The organism is Affinundibacterium danionis, from assembly GCF_042432465.1.
Lineage (GTDB): Bacteria > Pseudomonadota > Gammaproteobacteria > Burkholderiales > Burkholderiaceae_D > Undibacterium > Undibacterium danionis.
Map to the genome: position 1 here is coordinate 67,011 of NZ_JBHLXJ010000018.1, position 15,606 is coordinate 82,616.

The 15,606-nt window shown below is 46.3% G+C and carries 11 protein-coding genes; all 11 read right to left on the reverse strand.

Annotation, left to right across the window (positions count from 1 at the left end; genetic code table 11):
* The 11 genes from ACFFJH_RS16465 to ACFFJH_RS16515 all read right to left on the reverse strand — a co-directional run bounded on the left by ACFFJH_RS16465 (position 1) and on the right by ACFFJH_RS16515 (position 15,442).
* Complete coding sequence (locus ACFFJH_RS16465) at positions 1-1,899, reverse strand: M56 family metallopeptidase (protein WP_390214033.1); 1,899 nt, start codon at positions 1,897-1,899, stop codon at positions 1-3.
* Positions 1,896-2,279 carry a BlaI/MecI/CopY family transcriptional regulator gene (locus tag ACFFJH_RS16470; RefSeq protein WP_390214034.1) on the reverse strand — a complete coding sequence of 128 codons (384 nt, stop codon included), beginning with the start codon at positions 2,277-2,279 and terminating at the stop codon, positions 1,896-1,898. Before ACFFJH_RS16470 ends, ACFFJH_RS16465 begins: the two co-directional genes overlap by 4 nt.
* 207 nt (positions 2,280-2,486) lie before the next feature.
* Positions 2,487-3,926, reverse strand: a complete 1,440-nt coding sequence (locus tag ACFFJH_RS16475; protein ID WP_390214035.1) for a M20/M25/M40 family metallo-hydrolase — start codon at positions 3,924-3,926, stop codon at positions 2,487-2,489.
* A gap of 120 nt (positions 3,927-4,046) precedes the next feature.
* The gene (locus ACFFJH_RS16480; protein WP_390214036.1) at positions 4,047-4,601 is read right to left on the reverse strand and encodes a hypothetical protein; all 555 of its coding nucleotides are present in this window, start codon (positions 4,599-4,601) and stop codon (positions 4,047-4,049) included.
* Positions 4,602-5,011: 410 nt separating this feature from the next.
* Entirely contained in the window at positions 5,012-6,373 is a 1,362-nt protein-coding gene (locus tag ACFFJH_RS16485; protein ID WP_390214037.1) for a sensor histidine kinase, read from the reverse strand.
* A 14-nt stretch (positions 6,374-6,387) separates the two neighbouring features.
* The gene (locus ACFFJH_RS16490) at positions 6,388-7,773 is read right to left on the reverse strand and encodes a sigma-54-dependent transcriptional regulator (RefSeq protein WP_390214038.1); all 1,386 of its coding nucleotides are present in this window, start codon (positions 7,771-7,773) and stop codon (positions 6,388-6,390) included.
* 27 nt (positions 7,774-7,800) lie between these two features.
* Positions 7,801-9,000, reverse strand: a complete 1,200-nt coding sequence (locus ACFFJH_RS16495) for an ABC transporter permease (protein WP_390214039.1) — start codon at positions 8,998-9,000, stop codon at positions 7,801-7,803.
* A complete protein-coding gene (locus ACFFJH_RS16500) occupies positions 9,000-10,250 on the reverse strand; it encodes an ABC transporter permease (protein ID WP_390214040.1) in 1,251 nt (416 codons plus the stop codon). Before ACFFJH_RS16500 ends, ACFFJH_RS16495 begins: the two co-directional genes overlap by 1 nt.
* Positions 10,251-10,258: 8 nt before the next feature.
* Positions 10,259-10,921 (reverse strand): ABC transporter ATP-binding protein, encoded by a 663-nt coding sequence (locus tag ACFFJH_RS16505; RefSeq protein WP_390214041.1) that lies wholly within the window; start codon positions 10,919-10,921, stop codon positions 10,259-10,261.
* Positions 10,922-10,954: 33 nt separating this feature from the next.
* Positions 10,955-12,205, reverse strand: coding sequence for an efflux RND transporter periplasmic adaptor subunit (locus ACFFJH_RS16510; protein WP_390214042.1), 1,251 nt, complete (start codon positions 12,203-12,205; stop codon positions 10,955-10,957).
* 516 nt (positions 12,206-12,721) lie between these two features.
* Entirely contained in the window at positions 12,722-15,442 is a 2,721-nt protein-coding gene (locus tag ACFFJH_RS16515; RefSeq protein ID WP_390214043.1) for a M1 family metallopeptidase, read from the reverse strand.
* Positions 15,443-15,606: the final 164 nt, after the last annotated feature.

Here is a 15,606-nt window from a genome sequence, read left to right on the forward strand (position 1 = left end):
TTAGCCCGATGTGGCGCGTTCCAAGGCGCTTCGTATGTGCATCACATCATCCGTACGCACATCGCTATTTTTTGCATTGAGTAAAACGACGATAATCGGCCTGCCCGCAATGGTGGTGCGCATACTAATACAACGTCCCGCAATTTTGGAGTAACCCGTTTTTGATAAACTGATGTCCCAGTTTTTATTAGCTATCAAGGGATTGGTACTTTGATAGTCGTACACTTTTCCGTCATAACGATACTGACCGTCACTGCGGCTAGTCAATTGACGCAATTGCGGATAACTCGCGGCACGTTTGACTAGCTGCGCCACATCGCGCGCGCTAGATCGGTTATTGGGTGAGACGCCTGTGGCTTCTTCCAAATGGGTTGCTGACAAACCTAGGCTCGCAATTTTTTCTTGTAAGGCAGCGCTAAACGCCGCCTTACCACCGGGATAGCTTCGTGCCAGAGCGTGCGCAGCCGTATTGCTCGATGGGATCAAACTCAGTTCTAACAGCGTTTGTCGCGGCAAACGCATACCAGCTGCCAGCTTTACCTGGGTAGTTTGCCAACCAGCGATATCTTCCTTATCCAGCGTGATGACCTGATTCATATCCAAGTTAGCGTCAAGTATGAGCATGGCCGTCATCAGTTTGCTTAAGGAGGCAATCGGTACCATGCTATCGGCATTTTTTTCGATCAGAACTTTACCGCTTTGCTCATCCATCACTAGCACGTGTTCTGAACTCGTTTTGACGTAGGCATTGAGTTGTATCGCTTGTTGGTTCGCTTGCTGTGTCGTTTGCTTGGCTTGGGTGGTAGATGGTATAGCAGATGGTAAGGCGGATGGTGAATATCCATCAGACGCAGCATTCACTTGGGCTTGCAACACCCAAAATAAAGCTAGGACGACACCGAGCACTGGCGCTGCCATTTTCCAATGCCAAGGCTGGGCATCGGGGCGCACTAAACGTTTGATACGTGACAGTAAATCACCACCATTAGCCGCCATGGCAGTCTGCGTAAAACTGGCCGTTTGTAATTTATCCAGCGCCTGTAAAGCACGGGCCAAAGGCTTACTCTGACCTAGCATGGATGCTGCCATATCGTCGGCAATCAGTTCTCTTTCCGCTTCTATACGTTTCGAGATCCACCATACCGCTGGATGATAAAACAGCAGTGACAAGACTACATTTTGTAAAAAATTGACTGCAAAATCCCAGCGTTTAATATGCGCTAATTCATGCGCCAGCAGTGCCTCTATCATATCTGGCGACATCCCCGTCAACAATGACACTGGCATCACGATGACAGGCCTCACACAGCCGTAAGTTACAGGACTTAACAGGTCTTTTTGAAATTTCAAATGCACGGTGCGACGAATCGCTAACTGGTAAGCCATTTGATTAGTGCGGGTCTGCCATTGTTGCACCAGCACGCCCATATCGTCACCGTGTTGCCCCAATCGATACACCCACAGCAGACCCAGTGCTAAACGCAGCAACATCAAGAGTACACCCACACTCCAAATGCTGACGATGAGTGGTAGCCAAGCCTCGATCCGCTCAGCCCATAGGCTTTGCTCAACCCAGATAGGGTTCAAGGATGCGCCCAACTGATTCGCGATTTGAATCGCGCTCTGCAAACTGATCGCCTGTGGCTCCTGCCATTGCTTGAACACTCCCAAGGCTGGCCACAGCAAGCATAACAACATCGAACTACAGGCCAACAGATAACGCCATTGTGGTCGCGCATTACGACTAACAGCCAGCAAGATGGCGCAAACACTAGCGATCAAGGCACCTTGCCAAACAAAATTCAATAGCGGCCAACCTAGTAAATCCGCAAGTGAGTAATTGAGTGAGTGGCTGAATGCGTGGGTGGTTGAGTAAGTGGATGGGTGAGCAGTCATCATGATTTCTTTTCATCCTGCAAAATTTGCTCGATTTCTTCACGTTCGGCTTCAGTCACATGACCACGCAACGCAGCTAACACCAAGGCCTTACCGGAGCCAGCAAAGACTTTTTGTATCATGTCCTTGAGTAGATTGGTTTGCAGAGAATCCTGTGCCTGTGAAGGTGCATATAAATGCGGACGCTGGCTTTCATCTCGTGTCAATATGCCTTTGCTATGCATGATTTGCAGATGACGCAACACCGTCGCATAAGCAAGGTCGGGACGTTCACGCTGTATGCATTCATGCATTTGCTTGGAATTCATTGGGCCGTGCTGCCACAGCAGCTTTAGCAGATTCAACTCAGATGCGGTCGGTTTAGGAATAGAAATTTTCGTCATGGATTCAGTATTTCTAGCATTAGGGGTCGATACAGTTCGATAGTGGAGGCACTATAAATGCTGTAGAAACTTTTGTCTAGAAATTTTTTTCTACAAAAATTTTAATAAATGCAATTACCTTCTTGAAGATACTTATGTTCAATTCTCCTCAAAAATTTGTGGCTAAATCAAACAACTCACCAAATGACTAAAAGTAGAAAAACTCAACTACCGCACTACCTGAGCTGCCTGAGGTGCCTGATGGGGCAATTTTTTTCCATTCAACATCGCCCAAGTCATCACGGCCATGACCTGCGCATTTTGAATTAAATTATCTTTATTGACGTGATCGACCGTATCGACCTGACTATGCCAAGTATGCGAACGATAATCGAGTGGGTCTTGAATAGGTGCGAATGCGGGAATGCCTTGTTCAAAAAAAGCTTGATGATCAGAGCCACCACCGGCTGCATACACGATATCAAGATTGCTCAATTCTTGGGCTTGTTCTTTCGCGTCGTTTAAGGCAGTAAACCACTCATCCACTTTCATATCTAAAAAACCGGTAATACGCCCACCACCTGCATCTTGTGTCAGCATCGCCTGTATTTTTGCTTGATCTGCGGCGTGTGCTTTCAAATAGGCTTTGCTCCCCAACAGTCCTTGCTCCTCCCCCGAAAATAAGACCACGCGCAAAGTTCGTTTGGGTTTGAGTTGCAAAGCATGCATAGCACGTAATACTTCCATCGTTACGACGGTACCGACACCATTATCGGTGGCACCCGTCCCTAAATCCCATGAATCTTGATGCGCACCGAGCACCACTATTTCATCGGCCAATTCGGTACCCGGAAAATCAGCAACCACGTTATACGCTTTCACTGATTCTTTACTCAAGTGTCCACCGAATTCAAACTCTAGTTTGGGTGTAATGCCACGCGCAATTAAGCGCTGCAATAAATTTGCATGTTCTTTGGTGATAATCGCTGCATTCTTTTTATAGCGAGCTGTTGGACTGCCATGCATGTCTTGCAGATTTCCCTCACGGCCAGAGACAAAAAGTATCGCTGCAAAATTCGCTGCTTGTATCACTTGATTCAATTCATCCGAATACTGTTTGAGGTTTTTTTCTTGTGCTGCTGTCGCTTTTGGCGTTGATAAAGCCAACACAATTTTCCCCTGTAAACGCGGTGCTATTTGCTTGAATTCATCTAAAGTCTTCGCATTCATCACGACCACTTCGGCGGACATTTTGCGTGGACTACTTTCGCTCCAAGCCTGCTGTTGAACGTCTAACACCATGCCATTCGCATTTAACAATCGCACCTTGGTCGCTCCACGTGTCCATGCTTTGCCTAACTCGTAGGACTCCTCATGCACATTCACAGCACCATATGCTTTGAGTTTTTCCATCGCCCATTGTTGCGCTTGACGTAATTGCGAAGACCCCGTCAAACGCGGCCCTATGCCGTCGCACATTTCTTCAAGATTCAACATTAACTGATTATTTTTTACAATTTCAGCGTGCAAGTTTTCTGAAACACTAGCGCTAGCATTTTGTGTGAGGTTCGCAACTTGGCTTTGCGCATAGGTGAAGTTACACGGTAGAGCACTAACGCTCAAAGCAAGGATGGCAAGTCTGAATTGATGTGAAAAAGAAGCTCTCATTTGGTTCTCGCGTGATGGTAGATACTAAAAATGGTAGGAAAGTTGAATCCCTCACAGCCAGCCCGTCGAACGCCTGAGCAGCGCGGGTTTCACCCGTCCTACAAATTTTTTAGAATAGAATTAACGGCTAGGCATAGGCGGCATAGCCTTTACAAAATCAGCCAATCCGCCTTTGTTACGAATCGCAATCAAATCATCAATTTTGGCCACACGATTTTCAGGATTTTTCGCCACCAAAACCTCATAGGCACGTAACAAGCCCTCTACTCCAGCCAAAGTTTTCGCGTCGTCGTCGGCTGGATTCAGTCTCGGATCTTTGATTTTTTTCTGCCACTGAAAAGCTGCCGTCGTCACCGTATGATGAAAGCGCAATACGCGCATTAAATCGCCTTTAGCCACACCGTTATGGAACCAAAACACTCCCTTATCTGGACCAAATTGATAGTCGGACACATCGTCTGCCCACTTCTGAAACCAACGCCCTTCTGCAGAGCTCATTACTGCTAAAGGATCTTTATCCGCGGCTGCGGCAAGCTTGATCACCCGCTCACCATCCTGCGCCGTTGCAGGGCCACCTTCGGCATGCGCCACACCGCCGACTAACAAACTTACGGCAACTAAGGCATTGACGCAAAATTGCTGTAAACTTGGGAAACCAATTCGAATAAAACTCATGACAACTCTCCTAAAAATTCTGAATTAAAAAAATAGTGAATCTACGCAACGCCAATCGATCAGCAAAGCGATTTAAGCTGTCGATCAGTTGAGAAGGAGAATAAGCCGGAGAAGGAAGAGACGCTTGCGAATTCCGACCAAGGCCGAAATCGGCAGATGAAAGCCGTAAAAAACGGTGTGAATTTAGAACAGGTATGTTTTCGAAATTCAAAGATCAGTTTAGATAGAAATGGCGATTTTCGTTGACGTTACCGCACCTAGACATGATGAATCAATCACTCTGCATAGACAAACCTGCGATTTGTAATTGAGTGTAATTTGCATCGATGCATGCGATTTACCTGCAATTAAGGCTGAAAATCGAAAGTCAAGTTTGACCAATGTCGTGCTCCTATCGTTACCGCTCCCATTTAGCCTACGCTTTGAATACGCAGTAAGATATCGAATTGTGTCTGTCCTTCGGCATTCTCTGCCAATCGATGTGAAAAACCATGGCGGTTTAAGACTTCACGTACAAACATCAGACCGATACCTTGCCCTCCTTTTTTCGTCGTAAAAAAAGGCGTAAACAGCTGCGAGGTGGCGATTTTCTGCAAGCCTTTACCGGAGTCAATAATCGACAATTTCACCAATCCAGTTGTTGGATCTTGGCCTAAATCTATGCGCACAAAATGCGGAGCGCTCACCTTCTTCGCCTGGGCTGTCTCAACGGCTTCTATCGCATTTTTCACGATATTCATCAAAGCCTGTTCGAACAAATGGCGATCTAAAGCAAGTGCAGGAACAGGTTCTCGTTGTCCCCAACCAAATTGGATAGCGTGCTCTGTACAATGCTGGCGATATAAGACCGAAGCAGACTCAAGCATCTCGCTCAAATCGCAGCATTCAAGATACGGTTCCGGCATCTTCACCACCTGCGTAAAGCGTTCGATGAACTGCGCCAAATTGGTATTGCGCTTTTGCACTGCAACGATGGCAGTGGAGAAATCCTGAGCATCTTCTTGCGTCAATTGGGCACGATAGAATAATAATGAGTCCATCACCGAGCCGGTCGCCGCCACCGTATTATTTACCTCGTGCGCCAAAACTCTCACCACTTTTTCGTAAGTCTCTTTTTCTGAACTTGCTAACTCGTCCGTAATCTCATCGATCATTAAAAAATCACGGCTAAATCCACGATCAACAAATTGACTACGTTGACAACGGAAACGCCGCCCATTTTCATCGCTAAGGACTTTGCTCTCGCCAACTGATAGCGCCATCAATTCATGTAAAAAATCACGATGCAAACCTGTGTCTGCAATTTGAGAAAGTGGTTTTCCCATCTGCAATGCTGCGCCAAATACCTCGTGAGCATAAGCATTGCAAAGACTGATATTGGCATCAAAATCGAACACAATCACGGCGCTGGGTGTCGCTTCTAGCAATTGATCCAAAAACCCTCGTTGTTCACCCAGCCGTAACCGTTCTTGGTATAAGGCATCGAGCATGCGATTGAACAAGATGACCAGTTCATTGGCATCGCGATTAGTACTCACTTTCATGCGCGCAGCGTAATTTTCATCTTGCAATAAATCCTGAAACTGACGAGAGAATTCAAGTGGCAATAATGCCCGGCGTAGTGCGATATGTCCGATCCCATAGCTGCCCAACAATGCCAATTCAATCGCTACAACAAGCAGCGGCCGCTCGTGAAAAAAAATCAGTGCGACGCCAAAAAACATCACATGCAGTAGCATCAGATAGACAAATAATCGTCGTTGCAAACTCATTTTTTGGCCTCAGACTAGGCTTCTGATTCGGTGGTCGCGATCGCGTATTTTTCCAAACGTCGATATAGAGCGAAGCGGCTTAGGCCTAAAGTGCTCGCTACACGCGACAATTTTCCGTCGTGCTCTTGCATCGCTTTTTCTATCATCAATTTTTCCACTTGATCGAGCGTCAGCCCAGAAAACATCGATGTCTCACGACACTCTTGGGTAAGGCTACTTTCTTCTACCGACATGAAATCTGCTTTTTCTAAAACAGGCTTGCCGACTAATAGCAGAGTTCTTTCCAAGCTCTGTTTTAATTGGCGAATATTGCCAGGCCAGTGTTGTTGACTAAGCCAATCCAAAGCCGTAGCGGAAAGCTGCACAGGCGACATGCCATAGCTGGCACATAATTTTTCGCTTAGTCTACGTGCCAACAGAGGAATATCACTACGACGCTCACGCAAGGGCGGCAAACGCAAGGTAATGAGATTCAAGCGATAGAATAAATCTTCCCGAAAATCGCCGCTCGCCACTTGCTCGGCCAACTCGCGATTGGTCGCAGAAATAATCCGCACATCGACTTTTTCAGTTTTACTCGATCCCAGCACTTGATAAGTCTGGCTCTGCAACACCCGTAACAATTTCACTTGATCGGCACGATGTAATTCACCGACTTCATCGAGAAATAGAGTTCCCATATGCGCAGTCGCAAAATGGCCTTTGCGATCTGTTTTGGCATCGGTGAAGGCACCACGCACATGCCCAAACATCTCACTCTCAAACAAAGACGAGGTGATCGCACCCATATTGACTTTGACCGCTTCTTTATGTTGTCTGGAGCTATTGCGGTGTATTGCATCGGCCACCAATTCTTTGCCAGTGCCACTCTCGCCCAAAATCAAAATTGAGGCGCTGGTTTTTGCAACACGAGCAATGGTCGCCAAGACTTTCAATAATTCAGGATGCTCGCCGACGATCTCAGCGAAATCATAGTCACTATCGAGTTGCTGCCGGCTTAAACATCTTATTGGCACATCTGCACTGAGCGACAAGGTCGTTTGTATCAGTTGCATGAGATTCGCGTTATCCCAAGGCTTGGTAAAGAAATCTGCTGCACCTGCTTTGACGCCTTTAACCGCCAGTGAGATCGATCCCCAAGCGGTCATCAAAAGCGCCGGCATTTGAGGATATCGGCGATGAATTTCCGCCATCAAGGCCAAGCCCTCTTCACCACTGGTCTCCAGCGAAAAATTCATGTCGAGCAAAACCAAGCTAATTGCCTGTTGCTCTAACAAAGCCAAGGCTTTGGCAGGCTCATCACAAGTTTTGGTGGCATAACCATGCTGCTTCAACAGCAATGCCAACGAAACTTGAACTGACTCGTCGTCATCAACAATGAGTATGGTGTGTGAAGACAATTACTTCGCCTCTTTCAATAAAAAATGCTATTCGTAATGCAAGGCATCGGTCGGGTTCATACGGCTTGCCATCCAAGCGGGGTACAAGGCGCAAACAATCGATACCAAGTAAATAATCGCCATCGCAAGTCCTGTCGACAGAAAAAAACTATTCCAGTCCATAAACTTGGCAAATATGCCAGTAAATGGTAACTGTATCAGAAACAGCATTCCGACCGCCATAGCGAAACTGCTCAACAACAGCTGTTCCGTCACAATCTGACCGTAAATTTGCGCACTACTCGCGCCGATTGCGCGACGCAAGCCGAGTTCGGGGATGCGGCTGTTGACGTTTTGCCAGAGCACACCGAACAGGCCGAAGCACACCATGATGAGTAAGAAGACGGCGATTAACACTGGCGGGACAAAGAACATCGCCTTTTGTCGCAGCATTTGGTCACGCTCTTCGATCAATGGAGTAATCGTGTACTCAATATCATTGCGCACTAGCCGCAATTGTTGATAAAGTTTAATTTCAAAATTACGCGGCGTTCCGGGCTGCAATTGAATCACGATGTTACTGAGCGGTGCACTCTTGAATGCTGAATGACGGAAAATCGCGATGTTCTCTTGACTCATAAACTCGCCAAAGTACCGATAATTTTCTATCACGCCTACAACCCGATATGTCGCATTTTCTTTGTCAGCGAGATCTGTGTTAGCAATCATCTTTCCTAAAGGATCTTCCTGTTTAAACAGATTCTGTGCCAATTTACGGTTGATGACGATGGGAATTTCGCCGCTTGCTTCGTCTTGCGCAGAAAACCAACGTCCAGCAATCTGAGATATTGCTAAAGTCTTTGCCGCCATATCATCGGCCGACAGTGAATAGGTCTCAATTTTCTGATCTTGATCAATGCGTCGAAAGTCACCGCCAAAACCGGAATTACTATACGGCTCAATTTCAATGAAACTCACGGAAGTCACCTCAGGCAAGGCTGCAATTGCACGTCGAAATTGATCGACTAACTGTGGTTGTGGCGTATCGAGAATCTTTGAATTAGCCTCCAAACTCACACGCCAGCGATGATCGATATCGAAGCCCAAAGGGCGGTTATACAGCCGATAGTTATAAGTAAAGCCAACGACGACGCCAAATATCACCACAAATATCAATAAGATCTCTGCGCTAATCATGGCATTTTTAAGTTTGCGCTTCCATAAAATTTTCCACAAATGATTAAACATTACGCATTTCCTTTCAATGCAAATACGGGATCGAGTCTTGCCATGCGCCATGCTGGAATCACACCAGAAACAATACCAAAGACGATCGTGACCAAAACGCCGTATCCGAATACCGGAAAATTAATGCCAAGCTTTAGGTCAGGCATCAATCCAATATGATTCAACCACACTAAAAATCCCTGGGTGAATGCAAACGAGATCAAACATCCGATCAAGGACAGCACGATGTTTTCAACCAAAAACTGGCTCAACAGCTCAAGTCGTGAAGCGCCAAAAGCCTTACGAACACCAATCTCCGCGCTACGCTCCATCATCCGTCCCAAATTCAAATTCACCAGATTCAGTGCGGGTAGCAGCATGAACATAAACATCATTACAAGTATCGACCCAAACACCCGTTCTGCCCCCGAGTCTTCCTGCCGGATATTATTAGAAAAACCACGCGCAAAACTATCAAATTGGGTATTTGCAATCAGCATGGTTGTCGGCCACTTCGCCGGATCGGTGTCCTTAATGGTTTTGCCGATCTCTGAAATTTCTTTCTTTAAAACGGAAACATCTGCAGTGGTTTTTGCCATCAATACCGCGTAAAAATCACCTATCAAGCTTTCCGAGTAAATTCCGCTTGGCATCGTTGTCAGCGGTGCCCACATCTTTGCTTCTCCGCCACTGCCGCGACCATCATCCACCACTGCGGTGACCTCATATTGATGACCGCGTACATTTAATTTCTTTCCTACAGCAGCTTGATCACCAAATAATCTCTGCGCAATCATGGTGTTCAAGATAATGTGGAAACGCCCTTGATCAACATCGCCTCGACTAAAGAAATTTCCTTCCTTTAACTGATATCGATAGATTTCCCAAAACACAGCATCGGTAAACACCATCGTCAATTTTTCAACACGTTCGTCTTGATACACCGCCACAGGAAATGAACGTGTAACAGCACTTACCTTTTCAGCTGACTTAATCGGCTTAAGATATTGATCAATCAGTTTGTAACCCAAACCACTCATCATCACCATACTACTGCCGGACTTCATTTCGCTAGACTTAATAAATCGATCAACCTGAACAATACGATCACGATTCACATCGACGCCTGACGGGGCAAAGCTGTGTTCCATGATAGCAGTCACAACCAACAACACCACCAAAGTCAAGACGATACACATCAAGTTAATAAACGTGAACACTTTGCGTTTTCGGTACACACTCAAAGCCATCATTAAATAGTTTTTCAACATCGCGATTCCTAAGTAACCAATTGGCCATCGAACACGCGAATGATGCGACCACTTTGTTTGGCATGGCGTTCATCATGCGTCACCATCACCACGGTGGTCCCTTGCTGATTCAGTTTGAGTAGGATATCCATCACCTCAGATCCCATGTGGCTATCGAGGTTACCGGTCGGCTCATCGGCGAGTAAGATTTCAGGTTGGCCGACCATGGCACGAGCAATGGCAACGCGTTGTTGTTGACCACCTGAGAGTTGATTTGGATAATGATCCATGCGAGCACTGAGGCCCACGCTGGCTAGCGCTTGTTCCGCTAGTTCACGCCTTTGCTTTGCATTGGTCTTACGGTACAAAAGCGGCAGTTCAACATTATCGATCACGCGCAAATCATTGATCAAATGGAAGCTCTGAAAAATAAAGCCAAAGGTCTTATTGCGCATTTTTGCCAAGGCTTTATCACCCCATTGATGCAATTCCTCGCCAGCGATTTTGACCTTCCCTTCACCCGGACGATCAAGCAGGCCCAAGAGGTTGAGCAAAGTGCTCTTACCACAACCGCTCGGTCCCATAATGGAAACGAATTCAGCTTTATTGATGAGGAGATTTATATCACGTAGAGCAATCGTCTCCACTTTGTCGGTCTGATAGGTCTTGCTGACATTTTCAAATTGAATCATGTTTTCTCCTTTTTGCAGTATTACAGCCTAGATTTAGTTGAGTCGAAAGCTATCGAGATGCTTGAACTTGCTGACATCGGATACGATAATTTTGTCACCAACTCGTATCGCCGAACTTGCTACAACTTCCGCATGTTTGCCATCATTCAAGCCAAATTCGACACTACGCTTGACCGCTTTACCATTCTCGATCACGAATACCTCTTGTCGTCCTTTGCCATTGATTGCTGGACCAATATCGACCATCATGGTTTGGTCTTTTTGATCGGTAATGATATTCGTTTCAACGCGTAATTTATGGCGCAATGCGGGATGATTGGCTTGCTCCAAACTAACCAAGAGTTTTATCGTGCCATTTTGTATCTCGGGCAATACCATTTGCACCTGCCCTTTTAAGGTCTGTCCGCTGTATTCGACCCGCACAGCTTGTCCTGGACTCAGATAACGCGCATAAAAATCTGATACGCTCGCCTCCACCCGAAAATTATTCAACTCGGACACCTTAGCGATCAATTGTCCCGTATTCACACTCGCACCTTCATCCGTCATCGCCCATGTCAGCAGTCCATCAAAGGGCGCTGTGACCTGTGTTTGTGCCAATAGGCTTTGTTGTAGCTCCATTTGTTTTTGAAAGATGGAGCGCTGCAATTTAGCACTTTCGATATTGCTATTAGTGCTTTTGCGTAGGTCAAATAAGGATTCTTTGTGCTGGCGTAACTGCACTTCGTTACGCTTCACCGTGAGTTCGGCGGCCTGTACATCGACTTGAGAAGTGATGCCCGTTGCGCCCAACTTTTGAAAGCGCGTCAACTTGACACGATTACTCTGTAGATCGAGTTCTAACAACTCAATTTCGCTGGCAATTTTCTTTAATTGCGCATCCAATTCCAAACTAAGACTTTGCACTCGCAAACTCTGCTGAGAAATTTGCTCACGCAAATTATCAATCGCCACGCGTATGGTCTTGTCATCTAAGACCATCAGCAGCTCACCCTCCTTGACGATTTGCCCGGCTTTGGCAATGACTTTTATCACCCGCGTTTGATTTGGGCTGGAGATTTGTTCCTCGCGCACCGGCACCACAATGCCAGAGGCATTGATCGTATTATCGATGTGCCCTACTCGCACTTCTGATACACGTAGCTCACTCAAAGACACCGACTGGCTCACCACACGATTGAGCGCCCACGCCAGTCCACAAATAGATATGAGGACGATGAAGCCTATAATCCAACGCTTACGCTGACGAGCACGCAAAATATCTTGACTAATGTTATGGTCCATTTTCCTATTTCGCTATGATTTACCTAGGTTGCAAAAACTACCTGCAAGGAATACAGCAAACAGTGTGCCAATTCAGGAATTGGTGGAAATCTTTTAAAATCAAAGACTTGGAAAATCGGAGGACGAATGATTGAAGTTAGTTCGTGCTAGATCGAACATGCATGTGCGAAAACGCACGTGAATGTCAATCGAGACTTCCGTAGTAGAAGGGTCAAGGATGAGTGGGATTCAGCTAGCGTGAACGAAATGCACTGTCACTAAGTTGAAAAACAAACCACTCGACGCCAAAAAAACGAAAAGACAGGAAGCAAAGGCCCATCTGTAGCCGTCACTACGCTCCTCTGCGTCTCTGCGTCTCTGCGCCTCAGCGTTGAGGGGTGTTGATTTTAATTGAATTACTACTGCAAGTTTTAAGACATCATTTTCGTAGGGTGGGTGAAACTCGCGCCGCCAGCACATCGAGCACCTGAGCGGCGCGGGTTTCACCCGCCCTACAATTTTACATTCTAAACTTACTTAGGGCTGACCATCTAACCAAGCTTTAACAGCAGGTGCTCTTTCGTTGGCGATGCGGATGCGATTTTTTATGCTGCCTGCGACACGGTCAACTTCGCCGCGAGCACTGGCATCAATATTCTTTTCTGCAAATGCATTGAGTTTATCGACCAATTTGAGATCGCTTGAAGACGCGATTAAGCCAGGGAAGAAACGACTACGTGAAGTCGCATCGACACGCTTATTCACCGCTTCTAAGTTCGCAAGCGCAAAGTCAAACGCCATCTCTGGATTTTCGCCAGCGACGCTACGTATCATACTAGCGCTGGTGGTTAAACCAGGCTCATCGGTCAAGGCTAAATCCAAGGCTCGCTGTGCTAGTTTCTTGTCTTTTGCAATCGCCAATAAACCATAGAGACTATCCTTGATCATGGCTGATTTTTCTTTTTGCGCGCGTTGACGCAGATCATTCCATGTTGCCTCATCCGCATTGCGCGCGACTATCGACAAGATCAAACGACGCAACGCAGGTGGTACGGCTTTTGGATCACTGTCTATTAATTTAAAACGGCGCTGCGCTTCAGCCAAAGTTGCTGCGTCTTCTAAACCGCTCATCACGCCAATAATCTCAGAACGGAAGTTGGCTAAGTATTCCGCTTCACCCGGTTTGGCGTCCCAGCCCAGACGATCCATGTACGGTTTCAACTTAGCGCGTGCAATGGCTTGGAATTTTGCTTTACGTTCAGCATCGTCTTTAACGAAAGCAATAAATCCAGAAATGCGGCTGGCAATCGTACTCCACACGTGCGGTGTTGCATCGTCAGGTGTGCTCTTCGCCAGATTCAAAAAATCTGCAACGGTCTGTTGACCGGCAATCGCCATCGCATAGCTGTCAGACAAAATACCGACTTGATCAATCGCAGAGATCTGAGAAAATTGACTCGCCAATTGTGGGAAAACTTTATCGCCATACAAAGTACGGTAGTAACCATTTTGTCCCGCATTGACCACCACTGTGCCACAGGCTGGCAACGTTAATGTCCCTTTGCCGCCAGTCACCAGCGTTCTGCCCACAACTCTGGTACCTGCAATTTGCGCGACAACTGGCACTTGCCATGCACGTGCCGCACGATTTGGCTCATCACGAGAGAACTCACCTTGTTTTAAATTAATCAGCGTTTTACCGTCTTTGCAGCTAATATCTTCCACGCGGATCAAAGGTACGCCGGGTTGTTGGGTAAAATCTTTGGCGATAGATTTGATCGGTTTTTTGGCGGCTTTTTCTATAGAATCAAAAAAGTCATTGGTCACCGTATTGCTGTAAGCATGCTTTTTCATGTAGGCACGAACGCCGTCACGCCAAGCGTCGGAACCGACATAATTTTCTAACATACGAATAACGGCTTCACCTTTTTGGTAAGTGATCGTATCGAAAGCCTGACTGGCTTGCTCTACCGTTTCTATACGTTGCACGATAGGATGTGAGCTCTTCATAGAATCCGGCGACATCGCCGCTTCACGCACGCCAATCGCATTAAATTCTGGCAACCATTCTGGATGCAACTTGGACATCGCGCGATTTTCCATCCACGATGCAAAACCTTCGTTCAACCACAGGTCATCCCACCATGCCATCGTGACCAAATCACCAAACCATTGGTGCGCAGTTTCGTGGGCAGCGGTGACGAAGACACGTTCCTTGTCGCCTTGAGTGGAGAATTTTGGATCAAGCAAAAGGGAATATTCAAACGTAAAAATCGCGCCCCAATTTTCCATTGCACTGAAGAATTGGCTTTGTCCTGGTGCAGCTACATTGTCGAGTTTAGGCAGAGGATAACGCACACCAAAATAATCGTTAAATTCTTTCAAAACTTTGGCTGATTCTTCCAAAGCATAACGCGCTTGCTCGACACTGCCACGCTTAGCCACTACGCCGATTTCCACACCTTCGGCTTGCACTGTCGTGCGCTCAAAATCGCCTACACTTAAAAATAAAAGATAAGTGGACATCTTGGGTGAAGTGGCAAACTTGACCCAAGTTTTGCCATTACCCAAGTCTTTTTTATCCTGGACAGGCATATTACTGACGGCTAAATGTTCGCTAGGGATAGTGACATCCAGATTGAAGGTGGCTTTGAAAACAGGCTCATCCCATGAAGGCATAAAACGACGCGCATCGGAGTTTTCAAATTGAGTGAACAAAGCACGTTTCTTACCTGCTTCTACATCATAGTCGAGCGAGAATAAACCCGTCGCTTGGGTGCCGATCAAACCATCATAATCCATGCTCAAGGTATAGCTGCCCTTGGCAATGTCTTTGCCAAAACTAAAAGTGGCAGTTTGATTTTTTTCGTCTATCGTTACCTTGGCTTCCGTGCCAACCGGATGACCTTTACTATCTTTCAGGCTGACGTTCTTAAAACTCATATCCAGCGCATGCAAGGTAATTGTAGAGCTCACCTGACTGACTTCAATTTTGATACTCGCCTTGCCTGTGAACTTGGCATCGCTGGCATTAGGTGTTACGGAAATATCGTAGTGCAAAGGGCGAACACCGCGAGGCAATTGCGAAGTGACTTTATTAAAATCAATCGCTGGAGCAGGTTTGGCAGATTTTGCAGCCATTTTGCCCGGTGTCGCCGCACTATTTTTTTCAGCGAACTCAGTCATCCCAGCAAAAACTGGCAAGCTCGTACCTGCAAAGAGTGTCAACACTGCTAGCGAAATCAAATTACGTTTCATACTTTTCCTCATTAATGTTTATTTTACTTATACTTATTTAAATCTACTTATTTGCATGCACTTATAACATCCATTCATTGTGTTTATGAAAGCTCACAAGGTCTCTTCGAACCTTGTCGATTAATAAAGTTCCACATTTAAGAATTTTATTTAATGACATCCCT